Origin of the sequence: Streptomyces ardesiacus, assembly GCF_003112575.1 — a bacterium.
Taxonomy (GTDB): Bacteria; Actinomycetota; Actinomycetes; order Streptomycetales; family Streptomycetaceae; genus Streptomyces; species Streptomyces ardesiacus.
Genome location: NZ_BEWC01000004.1, coordinates 4,027 through 30,754, shown reverse-complemented (window position 1 = coordinate 30,754; position 26,728 = coordinate 4,027). Strand labels below are relative to the sequence as shown.

General features: G+C 74.6%; 7 protein-coding genes. All 7 read right to left on the bottom strand.

The window, feature by feature from the left end; genetic code table 11:
• Position 1: 1 nt before the first annotated feature.
• The 7 genes from Sdi02f_RS15115 to Sdi02f_RS15085 are packed head-to-tail and all read right to left on the bottom strand — an operon-like array spanning position 2 to position 26,728.
• A complete protein-coding gene (locus Sdi02f_RS15115) occupies positions 2-1,072 on the bottom strand; it encodes an HAD-IIIC family phosphatase (RefSeq protein ID WP_108933442.1) in 1,071 nt (356 codons plus the stop codon).
• A complete protein-coding gene (locus Sdi02f_RS15110; protein WP_055469553.1) occupies positions 1,069-2,214 on the bottom strand; it encodes an acyl-CoA dehydrogenase family protein in 1,146 nt (381 codons plus the stop codon). The genes Sdi02f_RS15115 and Sdi02f_RS15110 overlap by 4 nt, the downstream gene beginning before the upstream one ends.
• 8 nt (positions 2,215-2,222) lie before the next feature.
• Positions 2,223-2,489 (bottom strand): acyl carrier protein, encoded by a 267-nt coding sequence (locus tag Sdi02f_RS15105; RefSeq protein ID WP_030403675.1) that lies wholly within the window; start codon positions 2,487-2,489, stop codon positions 2,223-2,225.
• Between the two features lie 14 nt (positions 2,490-2,503).
• Complete coding sequence (locus Sdi02f_RS15100) at positions 2,504-3,409, bottom strand: 3-hydroxyacyl-CoA dehydrogenase family protein (protein WP_030403676.1); 906 nt, start codon at positions 3,407-3,409, stop codon at positions 2,504-2,506.
• Complete coding sequence (locus tag Sdi02f_RS15095) at positions 3,406-6,915, bottom strand: SDR family NAD(P)-dependent oxidoreductase (protein ID WP_108933441.1); 3,510 nt, start codon at positions 6,913-6,915, stop codon at positions 3,406-3,408. The genes Sdi02f_RS15100 and Sdi02f_RS15095 overlap by 4 nt, the downstream gene beginning before the upstream one ends.
• A complete protein-coding gene (locus Sdi02f_RS15090; RefSeq protein WP_108933440.1) occupies positions 6,912-16,337 on the bottom strand; it encodes a type I polyketide synthase in 9,426 nt (3,141 codons plus the stop codon). The genes Sdi02f_RS15095 and Sdi02f_RS15090 overlap by 4 nt, the downstream gene beginning before the upstream one ends.
• Complete coding sequence (locus Sdi02f_RS15085; protein WP_108933439.1) at positions 16,334-26,728, bottom strand: type I polyketide synthase; 10,395 nt, start codon at positions 26,726-26,728, stop codon at positions 16,334-16,336. Before Sdi02f_RS15085 ends, Sdi02f_RS15090 begins: the two co-directional genes overlap by 4 nt.

Genomic DNA, 26,728 nt, shown 5'->3' with positions numbered 1-26,728 from the left:
CTCAGGTGATGTCCAGGGTCAGGTAGGCGGGCGGTGGCTGGATGGTGTCCAGCGTGGATTCCAGCACGAGCCGGCTGCCCTCGCGCTCGGTTTCGGTGAAGCCGGCGAAGGCGTAGGTGACGTACATGACGCGGTTGCGGCCGGTCTCGACGAAGTCGGCGCGCAGCCTGGCCCCGTCGGCCTTGGCCAGGCCCATGATGTGGTTGAGCAGGACGGTGCCGACGCCGCGGGACATGACCCGGCAGGACATCAGCATCATGCGCAGGTGCCAGGCCGGGCTGCCCTTCTCCACCAGGGCCAGGCCGATCTTGCCGTAGCTGCCGTACTTGTCGGTCAGTCCGGCCACCAGCAGCAGGTGGTCCTCGGAACGGCTGAGTTCGTGCAGTTCGTCGTAGGAATAGGTGCGGCCGGTCGAGTTGAGCTGGTTGGTGCGCAGCGTCAGCTCCTCGGCGCGCTGCAGGTCGGCCTCCTGGGCGGGCGCGATGGTGAACACCATGTCGAGGGTGGCGAGGAACTCCTCGCTGGTTCCGGTGTACTCCCGCTCGACCTGGTCGCGTTCCGCGGCGCTGCGGTACATCGCGCGACGGACGCGCGACTCGTCGGTGACGAAACGGGGCTGGAAGTCCTCGGTGCGCAGCGCGGTCGCGACGTCGGCCGCGTCCACGGTGAGTACCTGGGGGAGGGCGTGGGCGACTTCTTCACGCTCGAACGGCTGGTCGTCGACGAAGGCGAGGGTGTCGGCACCGATATTGAGCGCCTTGGCGACCTCGGCCACCGAGTGGGACTTCGGGTTCCAGTTGATCTGCGGGTGCAGGAAGTACTCCTCCAGGCCGGTCTCCCGGAGCCTGGTCATCACCGCGTCGTGGTCGTTGCGGCTGGCGATCGAGTGCAGGATGCCCAGTTCGTCCAGGCGCTTGATCTCGGCGACCACCTCGGGGCGGACGGTGACCTCGCCGTCCTCCAGGAGGACTCCGTCCCAGAGGGTGTTGTCCAGGTCCCACACCACGCACTTGATCCTGCCCCGCGCGGGGCCGGTTTCCGGCTGCTGCCCGGCGACCGTCTCGGTGCTCATCGTCGTGCCTCCCGGTATGCCTCGTCGGCGATGGTGAGCTGCTGGAGTTCGGTGCTGCCCTCGATGACCTCGGCGACGCGGGCGTCGCGGTAGAGGCGCGCCACCGGGTACTCGGGGCTGAACCCGTTGGCGCCGTGGATCTGCACGGCCTCCGCGGAGGCCCGGGTGGCGGCGGTGGACGCGTAGTACTTGGCGACCCAGCTGGCCATGATGGTGGCGGGGTCGCCGGCGTCCTTGAGCGAGCCGGCCTCGGCACACAGCAGCCGGCCGGCCCGGCTGCTCACCACCATGTCGCTGATCTTGCGGCGGATCAGCGGCAGTTCGGCCAGTCCGGTCCCTTTGACCTGCCGCCTTGTGGTGTAGTCCACGCAGGCGTCGAGGCAGGCGCGGATCACGCCGACGCTGCCGCAGGCGACGCTGAACCGGCCCAGGTCCAGTGCGCCCGTCATCACCGTCCCGGCCGCCCAGTTCTCCGGGCCGACCAGCGCCTCCGCGTCCAGGTGGACGCTGTCGAGGTCGATCTGCGCGAGCATGCTGCCGGGCGTGCCCATCATGCCGGTCAGCGGTGTGACGGTGATGCCGGGGGTGTCCGCCGGCACCAGGAACGCGGACATCGCGTCCCCGGTCCGGGCGAAGAGCAGCAGCAGGTCGGCGATCTGGCCGCCGGTGATCCATTTCTTGGTGCCGGTGACGGTCCAGCCGTCGCCGTCCGCGACGGCGACGGTGCCGGACGCGTCGGCGGCGCTGCCGCTGTCCGGCTCGGACAGGCAGAAGGCGCCCAGCAGTTCGCCGGTGGCGAGGGCCGGCAGCAGCCGGGCGCGCTGCTCGTCGGTGCCCCAGCGCTGCACGGTGCCGGCCACCATGGTGTGCACGGTCAGCAGGCTGCGCACGGAGGAGCAGCCGCGGCCCACCTCCTCGTGCACCCGCCCGACGTGGGTCCACGGCATGGCGCTGCCGCCGTGCTCCGGGGGCAGGAACGGTGCCCACAGGCCCAGCTCGGAGATGCGGCCGAGCAGTTCCCGGGGGATCCGCTCGGCCCGGTCCCACTCGTCGGCGTGCGGCACGATCTCGTCGTCGACGAAGTGCCGCACCTCCTCCGCGGGGCCGGCGAGCGGGTCGGGGCCGATCATCGTGGTCGTCATGGCCGGCCTCAGAGCACCGGTGCCCGGCCGCCGGAGGTGACCCGGGCGACCAGGTCGCCCATCCGCTCGACGGTGCGGAAGCTGTCGAGGCGGATCTCGTTGTTGGGCACCTTGATCTGGAAGGTCTTCTCCACGAACATCACCAGCTCCATGGCGAACAGCGAGTTCACGAAGCCGAGCGCGAAGATGTCGTCCTCGTCGCGGAGTTCGAAGCCGGGGAAGCGATTCAGGATGAACTCGCGGATGGGCGCGCGGTAGTCGGTCGGGTCGGTCATGGTGACGAGGCTCCTCAACGAGTGGCTGCGGTGGGACGGGAGCCGCCGCTGTCGACAGCGGCGGACGAGGCGGCGGGTGCGCCGTAGGAGTAGAAGCCCTGACCGGACTTGCGGCCGTGCAGACCGGCGTCGGTCATCTGCTTGAGCAGCGGGCAGGGGCGGTATTTGCTGTCGGCGAAGTGCTCGTGCAGCACCTCGATGCTGTAGAGGATGGTGTCGACGCCGATCAGGTCGGCGGTCTGCAGGGGGCCCATGGGGTGTCCGAAACAGCTGCGGAAGACCTCGTCGACGGTCTCGGCGTCGGCGACGCCCTCGTGGACCAGGAAGGCCGCCTCGTTCACGGTGAGCATCAGCACCCGGTTGGACACGAAGCCGCACGCGTCGTTGACCGGGATGGCCTTCTTGCCCATCGAGGTGAGCAGGTCACGGACCTTCTCCAGCGCCTCGGGCGAGGTGTGGTGGCCGGGGATGAGCTCCACGGCGGGCTTCATCGGCACCGGGTTCATGAAGTGCACGCCGACGAACTGGCGCGGGCGCGTGGTGAGCGAGGCCAGCCGGGTGATCGGGATGGCCGAGGTGTTGGCGACGAACACGGCGTCCGGCTGGACGGTGTGGTCCATCTCCAGGTAGAGACCGCGCTTCAGCTCCCAGTTCTCGGTGATGTTCTCGATCACCAGGTCGGCGTCGGCCAGCAGGGCCAGGTCCGTGCCCGCCTTGATGCGTCCCAGGATGGTGTCCGGGTCGAGTTCGGGACCGCCGAGCAGCCTGCTCATCCGGCTGTTGAGCTCGATCGTGGACAGCGCCTTGGTCACCGCCTGGGGGGTGTTGTCGACCAGCGCGACGTCGTGGCCGGCCTGGGCCAGGTTCTGTGCGACGCCGGCGCCCATCACGCCCGCGCCGACGACTCCTACGAGGGTCACCGGGAACTCCTTCCGTTGATCACTGCACTGAAACTGCGCACCGTCGGGTTCTCCAGGAGCGCCGCCACGGGGAAACCTCCGAAGCGGCTCCGGACCCGGGCCATCATGCGGACGGCGGTCAGGGAGTGGCCGCCGAGGTCGAAGAAGCTGTCGTGCACGCCGACGCCGTCGACGCCGAGGATCTCGCCCCAGATCTCCGCCAGTGCCGCCTCTTCGGGCGAGGCGGGGGGCTCGTAGCCGACCATGAGATCGGGCCGCGGGTGACGGACCCGGCCGGGCCCGGTCTCCTGCGTCGCGCCGCCGGCCGGCTGGGTCCACTGGCCGAGGCGCCCTCGCAGCGGGCCGGTGGAGACGACCACCTGGCGGACCCGGCCGGACACCGCGAGGCAGCGTTCGAGCACGTCGAAGCCCTCGTCGGCGTCGTAGTGGAAGTCCTTCATGGTGAAGCCGAGGTCGCCGTGCGGGTCGACGCCGAGGTTCCAGGTGTCGAAGTTGACGGGCAGCCACCGGCCGCCGGCGCGGGCGTAGGCGTCCATCGCCGCGTTGGCTGCGGCGTACGCGCCGTAGCCGACCCCGCCCAGGACCGCGGCGAGCGAGGAGAGGGTGATCCGCAGCGGCGCCTCGTCGGCGGCCAGCAGGGTGTCGAGCACCCGCAGGCCACCGGCCTTGGAGCGGAAGTGCAGCTCGCACACCTCGGCACCGAGCGTGGGGGCGAACCCGAAGTACCGCTCGCCCTGGGTGCCCGCGGCGTGGATGACGACGTCGATCGCGCCGAAACGCTCTCGTGCCGCCGCCAGAGCGGTGGCCATGGCGTCACGATCGGCGACGTCCGCTGCCGTGGTCAGGACCTCGGCGCCGAGGGCGCGCAGCCTGCGGACCGCCGCGATCGCGTCCACCGTGCGGGCGTCGTGGCCGGACGCGTCCCAGTCCTGCTCCGGCGGCAGCGGTGAGCGGCCGACCAGCACCAGCGAGCAGGAGCGGCGGGCCAGCCGTTCGGCGAGCGCGGTGCCTACGGTGCCGAGGCCGCCGGTGATCAGCACCGTCGAGCCGGGGCGGATCACCGGGCGGTCCGCGGGTACCGGACCCAGGCGGACCGGGGCGAAGCCGCGTACCCAGCGGTCGGTGCCGCGCAGCGCCACCGGTTCGGCGCTGTCGCCGAGCACGGCCTCGCGCAGCAGGTCGGCGCCACGGGTGGTGCGGTCGGTGTCGGCCAGGCGGCAGGTCAGATCGCCGAACTCCTGGCCCAGTACCGGGCGCAGACCGGCCAGCGTGGCCTGGCCGGGGTGGCGCAGGTCGCCGCCGGTCGCCTCCACGGCGCCGGAGGTGCACAGCAGCAGCGTGACCGGGCCGGGCCGGGAGTCCTCGGACAGGGCGCCGGCCAGGGCGCGCACCGAATGGAAGCCGAGGCGCTGCGCGGTGGCGTCGTCGGTGTCGCGGCCGGGCAGCAGCGCGTGCAGCACCGTGCGCGGCCGGGGTCCGCCGGCCAGCAGTCCGGCGTAACCGCTGCCAGCGCCGCGGCCGGTCCCGCACACCACTTCGGCCCCGGCCGCGGTGAGCAGTTCCGCCGCTTCCAGGCCGGGTCCGCCGTCGGCGATCACCCACCAGGGGCCGTGTCGGCGCAGCGTCTGGGGGTCGGGGTCGCCGAGCAGCGGGGTGGCCTGCCAGACCGGGTGCGAGAACCAGTCGGCCGGGTCCGGCAGCCGTCCCGCCGTCGCCTCCGCCGCCCTGGCCGCACCGCTCTCCTCGGCCGACGTCACGGAGGTGGCCGGCAGGTCGGCGCGCTCGATGAAGTAGCGGCGCCGCTCGAACGGGTAGGTGGGCAGCGGCACACGTCGTCGCGGCCCGTCGTGCAGTGCCGGGAAGTCGACGTCCGCGCCCGCCAGCCAGCGTTCGGCCGCCTCGTGCGGATCGCGCGGGGTGACGCGCTCCCCGGACGGCGCCACCGGTCCGGCGACGGGCAGCCGGTCGGGCTCGGCCAGTGCCTTGATCGCGTCGGCCCGTTCGGCGCAGACCACCGCGCACCGGTGGGCGAAGCCGCTCCGGCTCTGCTGCAACGTGTGCGCGATGTCGCGCAGGTCCGCCCCGGCCCCGCCCGGCTCGCTCAGCCACGCGTGCAGCCGCCGCACGGACTCGCGCAGGGCGCTCGACGTGCGCGCCGACAGCACCAGCAGCTGCGGGCCGGCGTCGGCTGCGGCCCGCTCAGGCGGTTCGGGGGCCTCCTGGAGCACCACGTGGGCGTTGGTGCCGCCCGCTCCGAAGGAGCTGACCCCGGCCCGGCGCGGACGTGCCGCGCGTGGCCACGGCCGGTCCTCGGTGAGCACGGTGAACCGGCCGGGATCCAGCGCCGGGTTGGGCCGGCGGTAGCCGCGGGTGGCGGGCAGCACGCGGTGGTGCAGGGCCAGTACCGCCTTGATCAGCCCGGCGACGCCGGAGGCCCGGTCGAGGTGGCCGATGTCGGGTTTGAGCGAGGACAGCACCCGGGGCCGCTCGGCGGTGCCGGGGAAAGCGCGGTTCAGCGCGGCCAGCTCGATCGAGTCGCCGAGCCGGGTGCCGGTGGCGTGGCACTCGACGTAGTCCAGATCGCCCGGGTCGACGTCGGCGACGGCGAGCGCGTAGGACATCACGGTGCTCTGGCCGTCGACGCTGGGGGCGCCGTATCCGGCCCGGCCCGCGCCGTCGTTGTTGACCGCGCTGCCCAGGAGGACCGCCCAGACGTGATCGCCGTCGCGCAGCGCGTCGGCCATGCGCTTGAGCGCCACCACGCCGACGCCGTTGCCGACCACGGTGCCCGCGGCGTCGGCGTCGAAGCTGCGCACGGCGCCGTCCGGCGAGACGATCGAGCCGTCCTCGAACTTGTAGCCGACCGGCAGCGGGTCGGCGATGGCCGCGCCGCCGGCCAGGGCCATGTCGCAGTCGTAGGTGAGCAGGCTCTGCGCCGCCAGGTGCACGGCGACCAGCGAGGTCGAGCAGTTGGTCTGCACGCCCACCACCGGGCCGGTGAGACCCAGTTTGTAGGCGACCATCGTGCACAGTGCGTCCGAGGTGGTGCTCATGCCGTACTGCTCCATGGTGATGGTGGCCATCACCTCGGGGCGGGTGAGCACGTGCCGCATGCCGTAGGCGCTGGGCGCCACCCCGCCGAAGACGCCGACCTTGCCGGGGACGGCGGTGGGCCGGTATCCGGCGCCCTCCAGAGCCTCCCAGGCGCATTCCAGGAACATCCGGTGCTGTGGGTCGGCGACCTCCGCCTCGCGTGGGCTGTAACCGAAGAACGCGGCGTCGAACAGATCGGTGCCGTCCAGCGGGGCGCCTCTTCGCACGTATCCGGGGTCCGCCTGGAGCGCGGGCGGCACCTTGGCGGCGGTGAGTTCGTCCTGGGTGATCTCCCGGATGCCGCCGGTACCGGCGGTGAGGTTGCGCCAGAACGCGGCGACGTCGCCCGCGCCGGGGAACCGGCCGGCCATGCCCACGACGGCGAGCTGTGACGTGATGCTGCCCTCGCTCATGCCTGCTTCCCCTCCCGGGCCCGGCGCAGGACGCGGCGGCGCGCTTCGCTGCGGGCCCGCTCGTCGCCGTCACCCGTGGTCTCCTCCGCCGCCGGCTCCCCGCCGGCCACGGCGCCGGCGGTCACCAGGAAGCGGGCCAGGGCGGCGACGGTCGGCGCCTCGTAGAGGGTGTGCGGGGCCAGGTCCGCCACCCCGAGCCGGCGGCGGATCCTGGCCATCACCTCCATGCCGATCAGCGAACTGCCGCCCAGTTCGAAGAAGTTGTCGTCGGCACCGACCGACTCGATGCCGAGCAGGTCCGACCACACCTCGGCGATGGCCTGCTGAGTGGTGCCGGCGGGGGGCACGTAAGGGGTGACCAGGTCGGGCCGCGGATGCCGGCTGCCCTCCAGCTTGGAGAGGCGGGCGCCGCCGACGGCGTCCACGGTGAAGTCGCGGCTGATGCGCACGTACTGGGCGAAGTCCTGGGTGTTGACCACGAGATAGGGCTCGTCCTGGGTCAGCGCCCGCTGCAGGGCGCGCCAGCCCTCGTCGAAGCCGATGCCGAAGCGGGCCCGGTTCTCCCGGAAGAAGGTCTGCACCTCGGTGTCGTAGCCGGCCAGGCCGGCCTCCCAGGCGTTCCACGTCCACTCGCCCCAGCCGATCGCCACCGTCCGCCGTCCGCCGCCCGGCCCCTGGTCGTGTGCGGCCGCGTAGGCGTCCATGAAGGCGTTGGCGGCGCTGTAGTCGACCTGGCCGGGACCGCCGCCGGTCGCGGAGGTGATGGAGGAGAACAGGCACAGGAAGTCCAGCGGTACGTCGCGCAGCGCGGCCTCCAGCGCGAGGGTGCCGTCCACCTTGGGCGCCATCACCTTGCGCATGTCCCCGGTGGTCTTGAACTGCATGAGGCCGATACCGGGCAGCCCTGCCGCGTGCAGCACACCGTGCAGGGCGCCCCAGCGGTCCAGCGCGGTGCGTACCGCGCGCCGGGCGTCGGCCGCCACGGCGATGTCCCCGGTCACGACGGCGACTTCGGCGCCCAGTTCCGTCAGCCGCAGGGCGCCGGACAGCCGGCGGCGTACCTCGTCACTGGCCGAGGGATCGGCCAGGGCCTGTTCCCACAGTTCGCGCGGCGGCAGACCGGTGCGTCCGAACAGCACCAGCTTGGCCGCCCGGCAGTCGCGGGCGATCCGCTCGGCCATGGCCAGGCCGATGCCGCCGAGGCCGCCGGTCACCAGGTAGACGCCGCCCTCGCGCAGCGGGGCGGCCGGTCGGCCCTCGGCGAGCGGGACCGGCTCGTAGTCGGGCAGCCAGCGGCGGCCGTTGCGCAGCGCGACCACCGATTCCTCGCCGCCCGCGCCGAGTTCGGCGGCGATCAGCGCGGACAGCCGGCCGGCGTCGCCGGCGGTGGGCGGGTCGACGTCGATGAGTCGGCAGACCACGCCCGGGTATTCCAGCGGGATGCCGCGTACCGGACCGCAGACGGTGGCCAGTTCGGGCCTGATGGTCTCGGCGCCGGTGACCGGCCGGGTGCCGGTGCTGACCACGTCCAGTGACCACTTGAGCAGGCCGACGTCGTTGGCGGCGGTGGCCAGCGCGATCAGCGTGTCGTTGCCCCGTTCCAGGGCGGCGGCCAGGCCGTCGGCGGCGGACGTCGACAGGGTCCACAGGTGCACCGCCCGCTCGGGCAGGCCGCCGGACCCGCGCAGCAGCCGCAGCAGTTCGCGCAGGTGGCCGGCGTCACCGGGGCGGACGGCGTACTGGTCGTCGTCGATGCGCAGCGGCCCGTCGCCGTCCGTACCGGTGTCGGCTTTGGCGGGGCGGACCAGGACCACGCTGCCGCCCGCCTCGGTCAGCCGCCGGGCCAGCGGGGCGGCCAGCGCGTCGGCGGGCCCTTCGTCGGTGAACACCAGCCAGCGGCCGGTGGGGGTGGGCCGGCTCGGGGTGGTGGTGCGCCGCCAGACCGGCGTGTGCAGCCACTCCTCCTCCGGCAGCTTCGGCAGCGACGGCATGCGCGGGTCGCCCGCAGCCGCGGCGTCCTGGGCCGGGGCGGGTGCCGGAGCCTGGGCGCCCGGTGGGGCCTGGAGCCAGTACTCGCGGCGCTGGAACGGGTAGGTGGGCAGCGGGACCCGGCGCGGTGCGCGGCCCGCGTGGTGCGCCGCCCAGTCCACGTCGGCGCCGGTCAGCCAGAGCCGGGCCAGCGCGTCGGCCAGCGCGGCGTCGCCGGGCCGGGCGTCGGACGCTCCGGGCACTGCGGGCACGATCAGCGGCCAGCGGTCCCGGGCGCAGGCGGGATGCACGCGCACCATGGCGCCGAGGGACTGGCCGGGGCCGAGTTCGAGCAGTGCCGTGTCGGGATCGGTGAGCAGTTCCCCGACGGCGTCGGCGAACCGGACGGTCGAGCACAGGTGCCGTGCCCAGTACCCGGGGTCGGTGACCAGTTCCTCGGTGACCGGGCCGCCGGTGACGTTGGAGAGGTAGGGGTGCCGCGGCGGGCGCGGACGCAGGTTGGCCCGTGCCCAGGCGGTCAGTTCGCCGGCGATCGGCGCCATCGTGCGGGTGTGGAAGGCGTGCGTGGTCGCCAGCCGGCGGGCCGCGACGTCCGCCTCGGCCAGCCGGGCCGCGAACGCGTCGACGGCGTCCGGCTCGCCGCCCAGTACGGTCTGCTCGGGCCCGTTCAGGATGGCCGGATCGAGCCCCTGCGCGGCCAGGTCGCCGAAGCGTTCGGTGAGCGCCGCCGGGGTCAGCGACACGGCCAGCAGGGCGCCGGCCGGCAGTCGGGAGATCAGCCTGGCCCGGTACGCGACCAGGCGCAGCGCCTCCCGCAGCGTGAGCACCCCGGCCAGGCAGGCGGCGACGTACTCGCCGAGGCTGTAGCCGAGCATCGCGGCGGGCCGCACGCCCCAGGACATCAGCAGCCGGGCCAGCGCGTACTGGCACACGAACATGGCGGGCTGGGCCAGTTCGGTACGGGCCAGTTCGCCGGCGTCCGGGTCGGCGGCCGGTTCGGCGCGGCCCAGCATCGCCAGCAGCCCGTCGCCCCCGGCCGGCCCGCGGGTGGCGGTGAGCAGGGCCAGCGGGTCGGTACCGAGGTCCGATTCGTCGCGCAGCAGGGCGGCGCACTCGTCGACCGTGGCTCGGAACGCGGGCTCGTGCTCGTACAGGTCGGTGATCATGCCCGGGTACTGTTCACCGACGCCGGCGAAGAGGAACGCCACCGGCCGGCCGACCATGCTGTCGGTGCGGCGCAGCAGTCCGGGCACGGTGCCGTCGGCGGCGGAAAGGGTGGCGAGCGAGTCGGTGACCACCGCCCGGCGGTGCTCGAATCGCTCCCGGCCGGCCTGGAGCGTGAACGCCACGTCGCGCAGTCGGGCCGCGCCGTCGCCGCGCAGATGTTCGCGCAGGCGGTGCACCGCCTGGTCGGCGGCGTCCTCGGTGCGGCCGGAGACCGGCAGCACCTCGTAGCGGCGCGCCCGGCCGGTACCGGTCTGCTCGTCGGCGGGTGGCTGGTCGGCCGCTTCCTCCACCACCACGTGCACGTTGGTGCCTCCCATGCCGAGCGAGTTGACCCCGGCCACGCGACGCCGGCCGGCGGGCACCTCCCAGGCCCGCAGCTCGGTGTTGACGAAGAACGGCGACGCGGCGAAGTCGATGTCCGGGTTGGGCTCGCCGAAGTTGAGGCTGGGCGGGATCTGCCGGTGCCGCAGCGACAGTACGGTCTTGATGAGGCCGGTGGCGCCCGCGGCGGCCCCCAGGTGGCCGATGTTGGTCTTCACCGAACCGATCGGGACGTACTGGCGGTGCTCGGTGGTGCCGAACGCCTTGGTCAGAGCGGCTACTTCGATGGGGTCCCCGAGTGGTGTCGCGGTGCCGTGCGCCTCCACGTAGGACACGTCATCGGCGGTGACACCGGCCGCGGCCATGGCCTGGGAGACGACGGTGGCCTGACCGACGACGCTCGGGGCGGTGTAACCGACCTTCAGCGCACCGTCGTTGTTGACCGCGGAACCGCGGATCACCGCGAGCACGGTGTCGCCGTCGGCGCGGGCCGCGGCGAGCCGTTTGAGCAGCACCACGCCGGCGCCGTCGCCGAACAGCGTGCCACTGGCCCGTGCGTCGAAGGTCCGGACCCGGCCGTCGGAGGACTCCATGCCGCCGGGGGCGTACTGGTGGCCGACCCGGTCGGGTACGTGGATGCCGACACCGCCGGCCAGCGCCAGTTCGCACTCGCGCGAGCGCAGGCTCTGGCAGGCCAGGTGCAGGGCGACCAGGGCGGTGGAGCAGAACGTCTGTACGGACAGGCTCGGCCCGGTCAGCCCCAGCTTGTAGGACACGCCGGTGGCCAGCGAGTCCTTGTCGTTGCCGATGACCGAGGAGTAGACGTCGGCCTCGCCGGCGCCGGTCACCGTGGCGGCGTGCCGCATGAGGTAGGTGCTCAGGTTGGTGCCGCCGAACACGCCCACCCGGCCCCGGCCGTCGCGGGCACCGTAGCCGCCGTACTCCAGCGCCTCCCAGCAGCATTCCAGGAACAGCCGGTGCTGGGGGTCGGTGATGGCGGCGTCGCGGGGGCTGTAGCCGAAGAACTCGGCGTCGAAGGAGCGGATGTCGTCGAGCACCGGACGGGCCGGCACGTAGTCGGGATCGTGGATCTGGGCGGCGGGCACGCCCGAGGCGAGCAGTTCCTCCTCGGTGAACCGGGTGACCGACTCCACGCCGCCGCTGAGGTTGGCCCAGAACGCGTCCACGTCGGCGGCTCCGGGGAAGCGCCCGGCCAGGCCGATCACCGCGATCAGTCCGTCGTCGGTGAGGGCGGTGCCGGTGGTACCCGTCGTCTCGGTGGCGCCGGTGGCGCCGGTGGCGCCGGTCGTGCCGGCCGGGTGGGCGGTGCCCGCGCGCGGGACGGGCGCGGCGGCCTGCCCGGCGGACCCGCCGGCCGGCTCTTCGATCGCCCGGGCCATGTCGTGCACGGTCGGGGCCTCGAACAGGGTGACCGGGGAGATCGCCACGCCGAAGACGGCCCGGACGCGCTTGACCAGTTGGAGCGCCAGCAGCGACGTGCCGCCCAGGTCGGAGAAGTTGTCCCGGGCGCCGACCCGTTGCAGGCCGAGCAGCTCGCCCCACAGCTCGGCGAGGCGACGCTCGCGGTCCCCCTTCGGGGGCACGTAGGGCTGGGCCAGTTCGGGGCGCGGGAAGCGGGTGGTGCCGGCCGGTGCGGCGGGTGCCGGGCGGCGGCGGTCGACCCACTGCGCGAGCCGGGCGGGCAGGTCACCGGCGCAGACGAGGGTGCGCGGCAGTGGCCGTGCGAGCACCGCGTCGAGCGCGCCGAGAGCCGCTTCCGCGCCGAGCGAGTACTGCGCCAGGCTCGCGCCGAGAGCCTGGCCGCCCACCGCGGCGGCGGTCGGCGCCCAGGTGTCCCAGTCGATCGACAGCCAGCGGGCGGTGCCCTCGTGCGGCGCCGCGGCCCAGGCGTCCAGCACCGAGTTGGCGGCGGCGTAGGAGGCGAAGGTGAGGCCGCCGAGGGTCGCCGACATCGAGGAGAACAGCACGCAGAACCGGGCCGGGACCGCGGCCAGCGCGACGTCGAGGGCACGGGCGCCGTCGGCCTTGGCGGCCCGGTGGGCGTCGCGCTGTTCGGGCCCGAGGTCGGCCAGGCCGCTGAACATGCGGGGATCCGTGACGGCGGCCAGGTGGAACACGCCGTCGAACCGGCCGTGCCGGTCCCGGATGCCGGCCAGAGCCGCGGTGAGCGCGTCGGCGTCGGTGACGTCGAGGGCGACGGTCTCGACGCGGACGCCGCGTTCGCGCAGCGCGCCCACCCCCTCGATACGGGCGCGCAGCGCCGCGTCGGTATTCGGGTCGGCGAGCAGATCCGGCCAGACGGACCCGTCGGGCAGGCCGGAGCGGCCGGCGAGCACCACCGTGGCGCCGCGGGCGCCGAGGTGGCCGGCGAGGAGCAGACCCACCGGGCCGAGTCCGCCGGTGATCAGGCAGACGTCTCCGGAGCTCAACTCGATGGCCGCCGCACCGGGCGAGCCGCCCTCGTGGGCCTCGGCGGCCGGCGCGAACTCCTGGGTCAGGCGTGCTCCGTCGCGCAGTGCGACCACGTGCTCGGGTACGTCGGCGGCCAGCTCGACCGCGACGGCATCGGCCAGCGCCGCCGGTCCGAGCCGGGAGACGTCGAGGGTGCGTACGGCGAGCGTGTCGTACTCCTGCGGGGCGACCAGCGCCGGCCCGAACACGGCCGCGCGCTCCGGAAGGACCCGGTCGCCGGGCCGTACGGCCCGCGCGTTCTCGGTGACCACGAGCAGGTCGGTGACGGCTCCGGCATCACCCAGCGCGGCGGCCAGCGCGCACAGGTCGTCGAAAGCGTCGGCGGTGAGTCCGGCCAGGTGGGCGACCGAGCCGGGTGCGGGGGAGCCGTCCAGCAGGGCCCGGTAGTCCGTGCCGGGGCGTACGGCGGTCACCTCGCGGCACTCGGCGGCGAGCCGGGCGGTGACCGCGTCGGCGGCCGGGCCGGGGTCGGCGACGATCCATACCGGTCCCTCGGGGATGCTGCCGCCGGCCGGCAGTGGCGCGGAGCGCCAGGCCGGGGCGAGCAGCTGGGGCTCGCGGTCCGCGGCCGGTGCCGAGCCGGCGGTCCCGGGGGCGGCCGTGGCCGGCGCGGTGGCGGGGACAGGCGGGGCCTCGGGGGAGCGCGCGGTGTCCGGCTCGATCCAGTAGCTCTGCCGCTGGAACGGGTAGTCCGGCACGGTGGTGCGGCGTACGGCGCGGTCGTTCTGGTAGGCGGGCCAGTCGACGGGCGCGCCGGCCAGCCATGCCTGGGCCACCGTGCGGGCGAGCACGGCCGTGCCGTCGGCGGGGTCGCTCTGGGCGGGCAGCGTCGGCAGCAGCAGCGGCCACTGGTCGCGCGGGCAGTCGGGGTGGTTGCGCGCCATCGCGCCCAAGGACTGGCCGGCGCCCAGCTCGATCAGCAGGTCCTCGCCGGTGAGCACCTCGGTGAGCATGTCGGCGAAGCGCACGGTGCCGCACATGTGGTCGGCCCAGTACGCCGGGTCGGCCAGCTGCCGCTCGGTGATCGCCTTGCCGGTGACGTTCGACAGGTACGGGATCTCCGGCGTCCTCGGCCGCAGATTGGCCCGCGCCCAGGCGGTCAGCTCGGGCGCGGCCGGGCGCAGCATCGCCGAGTGGAAGGCGTGTGTGGTGCGCAGCTCCCGGCAGGGCACGTCCACCGCGGCCAGCCGGTCGACGACCTCGGCGATCGCGTCGGCCGGCCCGGACAGCACGGTGAAGCGGGGCCCGTTGACCGCCGCGACGTCCACGCCGGTGGCCGCGGGCGGTCCGATTCTCTCGGTGAGTTCGGCGACGGACAGGCCCACCGCGGTCATCACGCCGCCGGGCAGCGCGGAGATCAGCCGGGCGCGGGTGGCGACCAGGCCGGTCGCCTCGGCCAGTGTGAGACTGCCGGACAGGCAGGCGGCGGCGAACTCGCCAACGCTGTAGCCGAGCAGGATCCGCGGCCGCAGCCCCCAGGACATGAGCAGCCGGCCCAGCGCGTAGTCGACGGCGAACACGGCCGGTTGCAGGATCTCGGTACCGTCGTCCGCTCCGCCGGTTCCCGGTGCCGGGCCGTCGGCGCGGCCCATGAGGCGGGCCAGGTCGGGGCCGCCGGTCTCCCGTTCGCCGAGGAACTGCTCGACGGGGTTGCGTCCCAGATGGGCGGTGAACAGTTCGGCGCACTCGTCGAGCGCGTCGGCGAAGACCGGTTCCTCGGCGTGGACGGCGGCGACCATGCCCCGGTAGTGCTCGCCGACACCGGCGAGGAGGAAGCCGACGGGGCGGTCGGTGCGGGTCTCCTCGCGGGCCAGCACCCGGTGCTCGCGCTGTTCGCCCAGGGCACGTACGGCGTCCTGCGCGCCGTTCACCACGACGGCCCGGCGGTGGGCGAAGACGGACCGGCCGGACTGGAGGGTGTGCGCGACGTCGGCGAGCGCGGGAACGTCCGGCCCGGTGGCCGCCCCGTGCAAGCGCTCGGTGTAGGCGGTCGCGGCCGGTTCGGAGCGGGCCGACCAGACCACGATCTGGTGCGCGCGCGGGGCGAGCGGCCCGGCCGGGGCCTGCGGCGGAGCCTCCTCCACGATCACATGGGCGTTGGTGCCGCCCATGCCGAACGAGCTCACCCCGGCCCGGCGGGCGCGCTCGCCGCGCGGCCACGGGTGCTGGTCGGTGACGACGGCGATCCTGCCGCCGGAGCGGGCCAGTTGCGGGTTGTCCCGCTCGTGGTGCAGGGTCGCGGGAATCCGTTCGTGGTGCAGGGCGAGCGCGGTCTTGATGAGGCCGGTGACGCCGGCCGCGCGGTCCAGGTGGCCGAGGTTGGTCTTGACCGAGCCGATGCCGAGCCGGGTCACCTCGGGCACGTCGTACACCCGCTGGAGGGCGGCGATCTCGATGGCGTCGCCGAGCGCGGTGCCGGTGCCGTGCGCCTCCACGTAGTCGATGTCGGCCGGGGTGAGCCCGGCCGCGGCCAGTGCCTCGGCCATGACCCCGGACTGGCCACGCACCCCGGGGGCGGTGAAGCCGACCTTGTTGGCGCCGTCGTTGCCGACCGCCCAGCCACGGATCACCGCGTAGATCCGGTCGCCGTCGGCAAGCGCGTCGTCCAGCCGCTTGAGCGCGACCACGCCGACGCCGCTGCCGACCGGGGTGCCCTGCGCGGCGGCGTCGAACGCCCGGCAGGTGCCGTCCGGGGAGGTCATGCCGGCTTCCTGGTAGAGGTAGCCGACGCGGTGCGGCACGTTCACCGACACCCCGCCGGCCAGCATCAGGTCGGCCTCGCCGCTGACCAGGGCCGAGCAGGCGGTGCAGACCGCGACCAAGGAGGTCGAGCAGTAGCTCTGCACGCTGAAGGCGGGACCGGTCAGGTCCATCGCGTAGGCGACCCGGGTGGCCAGCGAGTCCTTGTCGTTGGCGAGGCCGACCTGCACCTCGCCGACCGTGTCGGCCAGTTCGGGGCGGGTCAGCAGGTTGTTGGTGAGGTAGGAGCTCAGCGCGGCGCCGGCCACCACGCCGATCGAGCCGTCGAAGCGGGCCGGGTCGACGGCCGCGTCCTCCAGCGCGTACCAGGCGTTCTCCAGGAACAGGCGCTGCTGCGGGTCGAGTACGGCGGCCTCGGAGGGCGGGTAGCCGAAGAAGCCCGCGTCGAAGCGGTCGATGCCGGTGAGCACGGACCCGGCGCGCACGTACGCGGGGTCGGCGAGCAGTTCCTCGCTGACGCCCGCGGCGCGCAGTTCGGCCTCGGTGAAGCGGGTGACGCTGTCCACTCCCGCGGTGAGGCCGCGCCACAGGGCCCGTACGCCGTGCGCGCCCGGGAAGCGGCCGGCCATGCCGACCAGCGCGACGTCGGTGCCCGTCTCGTCCTGCGGTTGGTCGTCGAACCACTCGTTCATCGGGCGTTCCTCCTGCGCTTGCTGGTCGAGGTGCCGGCCCGGGCCCGGCGACGCTCGCCGCGGCCGGTGCCGTCGTCGGGGGCCGACGGCCGGCCGGACGGGACGGCGTCCGGCCCGGCGGTGCCGTCGAGCAACGTGGCGAGTTCCGCCACGGTCGGATGTTCGAAGAGGGCGGCGGCGGGCAGTTCGGTGCCGAACTCGGCGCCGACGCGGGCCACGACGGCGAGGCCCACCAGCGAGGTGCCGCCGAGTTCGAAGAACGGATCGTGGGCGCCGACCTCGTCGATGCCGAGCAGTTCCTCCCAGATCCCCGTGACACGCCGTTCGGTCTCGGTGCGCGGCGGCCGGTAGGCGACCCGTAGGTCCGGCCGCGGGAAACGGCTCTCCGGAGGGACGTCCGGCACGGACGCTCCGGCGGCACTCGGGTCGGCCAGCGACCGGACGGCGGCCACGAAGTCGGTGAGCGGCTGGTTGAGGACGTAGACGTGGGACGGCCCGGCGGCCAGTGCGCTGGCCAGCGAGTCGAGGCCCTCCTCGTCGGTGAGGCCGTACTCGTCGCGGTGGCGGCGGGCCCGGTCGAGCAGTCCGGGTGCGGCGGCGTACGCCTCGGACTGCCACCGGTCGCGCTGCCACGGTCCCCAGCCGACGGAGACGACGCGGGCCGCCACCCGGCCGTCCTCGGCCTGGGCGAACGCGTCCAGGAACGCGTTGCCCGCGCCGTAGTCGCCCTCGCCGTGCCCGCCCACGGCGGTGACCAGCGAGGAGTACAGCACCAGGAACTCGGGCGGCCGACTGCGCAGCGCACGGGCCAGGTTCAGCGTTCCGTTGATCTTCGGGGCGAGTACGGCGGCGGCCTGCTCGCGGGTCTTTGTCTGCAGCAGTCCGGTGCCAGGTACCCCGGCAGCGTGGATCACCGCGTACGGCGGTCCGAGACGCTGATGGACCTCGTCCAGCGCGCGGACGGCCTCATCCGGGTCGCTGACATCGGCGCGCACGGTGTGCACCTCGGCCCCGGCCGCGCGCAACTGACGGATCGCCAGCAGGATCTCGCTCGTCCGGTCGGTCACCGGGTGCCCGTCGAGCCACCAGTCCCACAACTCCTCGGCGGGCAGCTCGGAGCGGCCGATGAGGGCCAGCCGGGCGCCGGTGGGGGCGAGCCGCCGGGCGAGCGCGAGACCGAGACCGCCGGTGCCGCCGGTGATGGCGTACACGGCGCCCGGCCGCCAGATCTGCTCGTCGCTCACCTTCGGCAGCCGCACCTGGTCCGTGCCCGGCAGCCAGCGGCGGCCGCGCCGCCAGGCGCTGAGCAGTTCGGGGACGCCGCCGGGCCCGGTCGCGCCGTCCACGTCGAACTCCTGGCGCAGCTGGGCGGCGCGTGCCTCGGGCGCGTCGGCCGGGTCGAGGTCGACGCAGCGGACGCGCAGGCGCGGGTACTCGACCACCACCGAGCGGCAGAGCCCGGTGACGGCCGCCGCGAACGGCTCGACCGGCTCGCCGCCGAGCACGTCGTACGTGCCGGTCAGCGCGACCAGCAGGTCCGCCGGGCGGTGCGGCCAGGTGCGACCGAGTGCCTGCACGAGTGGCAGCAGGCCCAGCACGCCGCCGTCGAGCGCCCGGCCCGGGTCGTCATCGGCGTACGGGCCGTCGCCGGGGGACGGCACCTCGTAGACGAGGCGCAGCGGGCCGTCGGCGGGCGCGTGTGCGCGCAGCAGGGCCGCGTAGTGCTCGGCGGTTCCGCCGCGCGGCAGCACGCCCGTGCCGAGGTGGCCGGCCGATCCGCGGTCGCCGAACACCAGGGCCGGGGCGTCGCCCGGCGCAGCGGCGGCAGGCACCCGGACCGGGGTGTGCGGGCGACGCCAGGTCGGGGCGAGGAACCGCACACCGCGCTCGCCGGGCGCCGCGGCCGAGACGCCGGCCGTGGTCGCCGCAGTGCGGCCGGCGGCCAGCCGGGCCCGCCGGGTGGACGGCATCGGCCAGTACCGGGTGCGCTGGAACGGGTAGCCGGGCAGCCGCGCGAAGGTGCGCGGCTCCGGGTGCGCGGCGCCGAAGTCGACGGGTGCGCCCAGCTCCCAGAGCCTGCCCAGCGCCGTCAGCCACGTACGCCGGTCGGCGGCGCCGCCGTCGGGCAGGAGGGGCACCGCACCCTCCTCGCGGCCGGTGGTGAGGACGACGCTGGCGTGGCGGGCGCAGGCACCGGCCGCTTCGGCGTACCGCGCGGTCCGGTCGGCGGCGGACCAGTAGCCGGGGTCGGCGGCGGCCTGCGGGGTGAGCACCGTGCCGGTGAGCGGGGAGACGAGCGTGACCCGCGGTTCGGCCGGGGCCGCCACCCGCGCGGTCGGGTCGGCGGCCAGCGCCATGGCGTCGGCCGGAGTGAACACACCGGCCAGACAGGCGGCGACGTAGTCACCGACGCCGTGGCCGAGCAGCACCACGGGGGCGAGACCGTACGCCTCCAGCAGCCGGGCCAGGGCGTACCGGGACGCGAACTCCGGGTCGGCGGCGCACTCGTCGTAGGCGGCGCGGTAGGCGGGCTCGGTCTCGTGGAGCACGGAGAACGCGTCCGCCGGTGTGCCGGCGAGGATCAGGCCGACGCGGTGCGGCTGGGTGTCGGCCGTGGTGGCGCCGGCGGGGTCGAGGGCGCTCAGGGCGGTACGCGCCTCGGCGGCGTCGTCGACGACCAGGGCCCGGCGCAGCGGGAACGCGGACCGGCCGGTCCCCAGTCCCCGGGCCAGCTCCGCGGGTGGCTGTCCGCACTCGGCGAGTGAGGCGGCCAGCGCACCGAGCGCCGGGGCGCCGACCGCGGACAGCGGCAGCAGGTACGGCCCGGCGGGGGGCGGCCCGGACACGGACACCGGCTCGGGCGCCTGCTCGACGACGAGGTGGATGTTGGTGCCGGACCAGCCGAACGAGCTGACTCCGGCGCGGCGCGGCGACCCGGTGTCCGGGAACGGTGCCCCGGCGGCGCGCAGCGGACGCACCGGACCGTCCAGCGACACCATGGTGTTCGGGGTGTCCAGGTGCAGGTTGCCGGGGAGTTCACCGGCGCGCAGCGCCAGCACGGTCTTGACCAGCCCCGCCATACCGGCCGCGGTCAGCAGGTGACCGACGTTGGTCTTCACGGCGCCGACGTGCAGCGGCCGCTGGGCCGGGCGGTCACCGAACACCTCGGTGAGCGCGCCGATCTCGATGGCGTCGCCGAGGCTGGTGCCGGAGCCGTGCGCCTCCACGAAGTCGATGTCGCCCGGGGCCAGGCCCGCGTCGTCGAGGGCCTGGCGGAGGACGGCGAGCTGGGCGTGCTTGTTCGGTGCGGTGAGGCCGTTGCTGTGCCCGTCCTGGGTCATCGCCGTACCGCGGATGACCGCGTGGGTGGCCCGGTGCTGCCGGTCGGCGTCCTGGACGCGCTGGAGGACGACGGCGCCGCCGCCCTCGCCCATCACGAATCCGTCGGCGGAGGCGTCGAAGGTCTTGGTGCGCCCGTCGCCGGCCAGCATGCTCATCTTGCAGGCCTGCACGAAGGCGCCGGGGTCGGTCAGGGCGGAGGCCGCTACGACGACGGCCGTCTCGCACTCGCCCCGGCGCAGGCTCTGAACGGCCAGGTGGACAGCGGTCAGCGCGGACGAGCAGGCGGTGTCCACCGTGAGACAGGGACCGCGCAGATCGAGGTGGTAGGCGATGCGTCCGGCCGCGGCGCTGGCGGACAGGCCCAGGCCGAAGTTCGGGTCGTTGAGAGCGGTCTCGCCCTCGGCGTCGAGCTGGCGGTTGCCGTACTGCTGGGAGTCGCTGAGGCCGACGAAGATGCCGGTGCGGCTGCCGGCCAGCCGGCCGGCGGGGATGCCGGCGTCCTCCAGCGCCTCCCAGACCAGTTCCAGCGCGAGCCGGTGCTGCGGGTCCAGGCGCATCGCCTCCTGCGGGGTGTAGCCGAAGAACTCGGCGTCCCAGCCGGCGATGTCGCGCACCAGGGAGGCCTTGCGGGTGTAGGCCTTGCCGGGCGCGCCGCGGCGCGGGTCGTAGAACTCGTCCATGTCCCAGCGCTCGGCCGGCACATCGGTGACGGCGTCGGCCCCGGCGAGCAGGTTGGCCCAGAACAGGCCGGGCGAGTCGGCGCCGCCGGGGAACCGGCAGCTCATCCCGATCAGGGCCACGGGGCTGTCGGCGGCCGCCACCGCGCTCGCGCCGGCCGGGGCCGGTGCCGGGGCCGGTGCGTCGCCGATCAGGTCGCTGTGCAGTCTGCGGGCCAGCGCCAGCGGGGTCGGGTGGTCGAAGATGAGGGTGGCGGGCAGCGTGAGGCCGGTTGCCCGGGACAGCCGGTTGCGCAGTTCGACCGAGGTCAGCGAGTCGAATCCCAGCTCGCTGAAGGGCCGGCCGAGGTCGAGGCCGGAGGCGTCGGTGTGTCCGAGGGTGCGCGCGGCGTGCCCCGCGACCAAGTCGGTGATGTGGCGGGCCCGTTCGGCGACGGGCAGTCCGGCCAGGGTGCGTCGCAGCTGCTGCCCGGCGTCGGCGGGGAGGCCGTCGGCGGCGGTCTGGCGGCGCACGGCGGCCGGGCGCAGTCCGGACAGCAGCGGCGGCAGCTGCGCGGCGCGCCGCAGGTCGAGTTTGACCGGTACGGTCAGTGCCCGGTTGTGCCGCAGTGCCTCCTCCCACAGCGCCGTGCCCTCGGCGGCGGTGAGGGCACCGACCCCGAGCCGCGCCATGCGCGCCCGGTCTGCCTGCGCCATCGTGCCGGTCATACCGCCGTCCTGTTCCCACAGTCCCCAGGCGAGCGAGATGCCGGGCAGTCCGGCGGCGCGGCGGCGGGCCACGATCGCGTCGACGGCCGCGTTGGCCGCCGCGTAGTTGCCCTGCCCTGCTCCGCCGAGCACACCGGTGGCCGACGAGTAGACGGCGAACAGACTCAGGTCCAGCGGGCGGGAGAGTTCGTCGAGGTGGCCGACCGCGTCGGCCTTGGCGGCGAGCACCCGGTCCAGCCGCTCGGGGGTCAGCGCGGGGATCACGCCGTCGTCGAGGACGCCCGCGGTGTGCACGATGCCGCCGATACGCCGCCCGGAAAACAGCGCGGCGACCTCGTCCCGGTCGGCGACGTCGCAGGCCAGCACCTCCACGGTGGCGCCGGCGGCGCGCAGTTCGGCCGCGAGCCGGTCCGCGCCGGGGGCCTCGGGACCGCGGCGGGAGGCCAGCACCAGGTGCCGTGCGCCGCCGTCGGCGAGGTGCCGGGCGAGCCGGGCGCCGAGGTCGCCGGTACCGCCGGTGATCAGGACGGCGGCCCCGGGATCGGCCGGCGGGTCCACGGTGAACACGATCTTGCCGGTGTGCCCGGCGCGGCCCATGAACCGGAACGCCTCGGGCACGTCCCGGACGTCGAACACGGTGGCCGGCAGCGGGGTGAGCACCCCGCGCCCGAACAGCTCCATCAGATCGGCGAACATCTCGGCGAGCCGGTCGAAGCCCGGGTCGAGCAGGTCGTACGAGCGGTACTCGACGTCGGTGCGGACGGCGGCGACCCGCTCGGGCGGACGGATGTCGGTCTTGCCCATCTCCAGGAAGCGTCCGCCGGGGGCCAGCACCCGCAACGAGGCATCGACGAACTCACCGGCCAGCGAGTTCAGCACCACGTCCACGCCGGGGAAGGAGTTCTCGAAGTCCAGGGTGCGCGACGAGGCGATGCGCTCCTCCGGTACGCCGAGCGAGCGGACCACCGGCCACTTGGCGGGGCCGGCGGTGGCCCACACCTCGGCGCCGAAGTGGTGCGCCAGCTGCACGGCCGCCATGCCGACGCCGCCGGCCGCCGCGTGGACCAGCAGTTTCTCCCCCGCCCCCAGCCGGGCCAGGTGCCGCAGTCCGTAGTAGGCGGTGAGGAACACCACGGGAATCGTGGCGGCCTGTACGTAGCTCCAGTCGTCCGGGATGCGGTGCAGGCCGCGGCGGTCGGCGACCACCACGGAGCCGAAGGCACCGGGGCACAGACCGAACACCCGGTCGCCCGGAGCCAGGTCGTCGACTCCGGGGCCGACGTCGACGACCACACCGGCCGCCTCTCCGCCGAGCCTGCCGACGTCACCGCCGACCATGCCGAGGCCGACGACGACGTCACGGAAGTTGAGCCCGGCCGCCCGGACCGCGATGCGCACATGCCCGGGCGGGGTCGGATCGTCCACGTCGTCGGCGGGCAGCCAGGCCAGGTCGTCGACGGTGCCGCCGGAGCGCATCGCGATGCGCATCGGGGCGGCCAGTTCGGCCGGGGCGACCGGCAGCCCGCCGGTCCGGACCAGACGGGCGGCGTGCGGTGCTCCGCCGCGCACCGCCAGCTGAGGTTCGCCGGTGGCGGCGAGCCCGGCCAGCTCCGCGTCGGACAGGTCGGTGTCGGCGTCCACGAGAGTGATCCGGCCCGGGTTCTCCAACTGGGCGCTGCGGGTCAGACCCCAGGCCGCGGCCTGGGCGGGGACGACGTCCTCGCCGTGCCGGGCGGCCACGCCGCCGCGGGTGACGACGGCCAGCGGGGTCTCGTCCCCCGCCGCCAGCCAGGCCTGGAGCCCGGCCAGCACGGCGGCGGTGACGGCGTGCACGTCCTCGCCCGCCGGGACGCGCAGCACAGTTCCCGTGGCCGCGTCCTCGGACGTGGGGGAGTCCGGGGCGGCGCCGCAGGGCACCCAGTCCAGTCCGTACAGATGGTCGGCGCGTGGTGCCGTGTCGAGGGCGCCGGCCGGCAGCGGGCGCAGCGTCAGCGCGGCGGCGGTCAGCACGGGCGCCCCGGCCGCGTCGGTGACGAGCAGCCGGACGGCGTCGGCGCCGGCGCGGGTGATGCGGACCCGCACCCGGACCGCGCCGACCGCGTGCAGCCGGACCCCGGACCAGGCGAACGGCAGCAGCGGTCCGTCGGTGGCGCCGGTGTCGAGCAGGTCGCCGAACGCGGCCGCGTGCAGACAGGCGTCGAGCAGGGCCGGGTGCAGTCCGTATGCCCCGGCCTCGTCCCGCAGCGGCTCCGGAAGCTCCGCCTCGGCCAGGATCTCGCCGTCGCCGCGCCAGACCGCTCGCAGGCCGCGGAAGGCGGGGCCGTACGGCAGTCCGCGGCCGGCCAGCGTCGCGTACGCGTCGTCGGCGTCGACCGCGACCGGTCCTGGCGGCGGCCAGGCCCCCGCAGGTCCGGCCTCGGTGAACTGTGTCCCGGCAGGGCCGTCCGGCGCGAGGGTACCGGTGGCGTGGGCGGTCCACTCGTCGCCGTCACGCAGCCGGGCGTGCACGGTGACCGGGCGCCGTCCCCGATCGTCCGGCGGGTCGAGCACGACGCGCACCGGCACCATGCCGTCGACCGGCACCGGTGCCTGGATGACCAGTTCCTCGAGGACGGGGCAGCCCACCTGGTCGCCGGCGCGGATGGCCATCTCGACCAGGCCGGTGCCGGGCAGCAGCACCTGGTCGAAGACGCGGTGGTCGTCGAGCCATGGCAGACCGGCGGCGGAGAGCCGCCCGCTGACCAGTGTGGCACCGCGGCCGGGTACCTCGAGGACGGCGTCCAGCAGCGGGTGGCCGACCATGCCGAGGCCGAGCGCGGCGGCGTCGGCGCCCTGGCCGGCGGGCCGGGCCGCCCAGTAGCGCTCGTGCTGGAAGGCGTACGTCGGCAGGTCGAGCACGGGAGCGGCGGGCAGGAACGCGGTGAGGTCCACCGGCACGCCGGAGACGTGCAGGACCGCCGCGGAGTGCAGGAAGCGCCGGGGCCCGCCGTCGTCGCGCCGCAGCGAACCGGTGATCACCGGGGTGGTGCCTTCGGACGTCGCCGTGTCCTCGATGGCGCCGGTCAGCACCGGGTGCGGACTGACTTCGACGAAGCTGGTGATGCCAATCTTCAGCAGCCGCCGGGTGGTCCGCTCGAACTCGACGCTCTCGCGCAGGTTGCGGAACCAGTACGCCGCGTCGAGGCTCGCGCCGTCGAGCAGGTCGCCGGTGGTGGCGGAGTAGAAGGCGATCTCGCCGTCGCGCGGGCGGACCGGGGCCAGTTCGGCCAGCAGCCGGTCCTTGACAGCGTCGACGTGGGCGCAGTGGGAGGCGTAGTCGACCGGCACGCGTCGCGCCCTGACACCGTTGTCCCTGCACTGTGCCAGGAAATCGTCCAGCGCGTCCTGGTCGCCGGAGACGACCGTGGCGGCCGGGCCGTTGACGGTGGCGACGACGAGGCGGTCGCCGTACGGCCCGAGACGCTCGGCGACCTCGGCGGCGGGCAGGGCGACGGAGGCCATGCCGCCCTTGCCCGAGATGTCCACGAGCAGCCGGCTGCGCAGCGCGACGACCCGGGCCGCGTCCTCGAGGGTGAGCGCACCGGCCACGCAGGCGGCGGCGATCTCGCCCTGGGAGTGCCCGGTGACCGCGCGGGGATGCACACCCGCCGAGCGCCACAGCGCGGCGAGCGCGACCATCACCGAGAACAGCACGGGCTGCACGATGTCGACGCGGGTCATCCCGGGGGCGCCGGGCACGCCGCGCAGCACGTCGAACAGCCGCCAATCGACGTAGGGGGCGAGTGCCTCCTCGCACTCGGCGAGACGGGCGCGGAACACCTCGCAGGACTCGGCGAGGTCCAGCGCCATCCCGGCCCACTGCGAGCCCTGTCCGGGGAAGACGAAGGCCAGTCGGCCGCCGGTGCCGGCCGCGGAGTCGGCGGTGACGACCGAGGGATGTTCTTCGCCCGCGGTGACGGCGGCCAGCCCGGCGAGCAGTTCGTCGCGGCTCTCCCCCAGGACGACCGCTCGGTGGGCGAGCCGGGCCCGCCGTTCGACGAGCGCGGCTCCGAGGTCCGCGGGCGGCAGGCCGGGGTGCTCGGTGACGTACGAGGCGAACCGGGCGGCCTGGGCGCGAAGGGCGGCGGCGGAGTGGCCGGACAGCACCCAGGGCACCACGCCGCAGGAGCCGGCCGATGCGAAGGGCTCGGGCGCCGTGACGGGCTGCGGCGAAGTGGTGGTCCCGGCGGCCTCCGTGGCGGACCCGGGTTCGGCGGGCCCGGGTTCGGCGGGCTCGGTGGCGGGCGCCTCCTCCAGGATGACGTGTGCGTTGGTGCCCGAGATGCCGAAGGAGGAGACGGCGGCCCGGCGGGCACGCCCCGTTTCGGGCCAGTTACGGGCTTCGGTGACCAGTTCCACGGCGCCCGAGGACCAGTCGACGCGTGTGGAGGGCACACCCACGTGCAGGGTGGGCGGGACCACGCCTGCGGTCATGGCCTGCACCATTTTGATGACGCCTGCCACACCCGCGGCTGCCTGGGCGTGTCCGATGTTGGACTTGACCGAGCCCAGCAGCAGCGGCCGGTCCGCTGGGCGTTGCTGCCCGTAGACCGCCAGCAACGCCTGGGCTTCGATCGGATCGCCGAGTGAGGTGCCCGTGCCGTGCGCCTCCACCACATCCACGTCGGCGGGAGTCAGCTCGCCCTGGGCCAGTGCCTGCCGGATGAGGCGCTGCTGCGACGGACCGCTGGGCGCGGTGAGTCCGTTGGAGGCGCCGTCCTGGTTGACCGCGGACGCGCGCACGGTGGCCAGCACCCGGTGACCGTTGCGCCGTGCGTCGGAAAGCCGCTCGAGGAGCAGCAGTCCGACGCCCTCGCCCCACCCGGTGCCGTCCGCGTCGTCCGAGAACGACTTGCACCGCCCGTCGGGGGAGAGCCCGCGCTGCCGGCTGAAGTCGACGAACGTGGTCGGGGTGGCCATCACGGTCACACCGCCGGCCAGCGCCAGTGAGCACTCGCCGTTGCGCAGCGCCTGGGCGGCCAGGTGGAGGGTGACCAGGGAGGAGGAGCATGCGGTGTCGACGGAGACGGCGGGGCCTTCCAGGCCGAGCACGTACGAGATACGCCCGGAGGCGACGCTGCCCGCGCTGCCGCTGCCCTGGTAGCCGTCGAGTGCCGCGAGGTCGACGGCGGCCCAGGCCGAGTAGTCGTGGTACATGAGCCCGGTGAAGACACCGGTGCGGCTGCCGCGCAGCCGGTCGGCGGGGATTCCGGCGCGCTCGAACGTCTCCCAGGCCACCTCGAGGAGCAGCCGCTGCTGCGGATCCATGGCCTGCGCCTCGCGCGGGTTGACGCCGAAGAGCCCGGCGTCGAACCGGTCGGCGTCGGCCAGGAAGCCGCCGTGCCGGGTGTACGACCGGCCGGCCGCGTCCGGATCGGGGTCGTAGAGCTCCTCGACGTTCCAGCCCCGGTTGTCAGGGAACTCGGACACCGCGTCGACGCCGTCGGCGACCAGGCGCCAGAGGTCCTCGGGCGACGCCACGCCTCCCGGGTAGCGGCACGCCATGGCGACGATCGCGATCGGCTCGGAGTTCTTGCGTTCGAGGTCGCGCACCTGCAACCGGGTGCGGTGCAGCTCGCCACTGAGTCGGGTCAGGTAGTCGCGCAGTTTCTCGTTCTCGTCCAC

Coding starts and splice junctions, on each gene's coding strand:
- Sdi02f_RS15115 (WP_108933442.1), bottom strand. CDS start 1,072: ATGAGCACCGAGACGGTCGCCGGGCAGCAGCCGGAAACCGGCCCCGCG.
- Sdi02f_RS15110 (WP_055469553.1), bottom strand. CDS start 2,214: ATGACGACCACGATGATCGGCCCCGACCCGCTCGCCGGCCCCGCGGAG.
- Sdi02f_RS15105 (WP_030403675.1), bottom strand. CDS start 2,489: ATGACCGACCCGACCGACTACCGCGCGCCCATCCGCGAGTTCATCCTG.
- Sdi02f_RS15095 (WP_108933441.1), bottom strand. CDS start 6,915: ATGAGCGAGGGCAGCATCACGTCACAGCTCGCCGTCGTGGGCATGGCC.
- Sdi02f_RS15090 (WP_108933440.1), bottom strand. CDS start 16,337: ATGAACGAGTGGTTCGACGACCAACCGCAGGACGAGACGGGCACCGAC.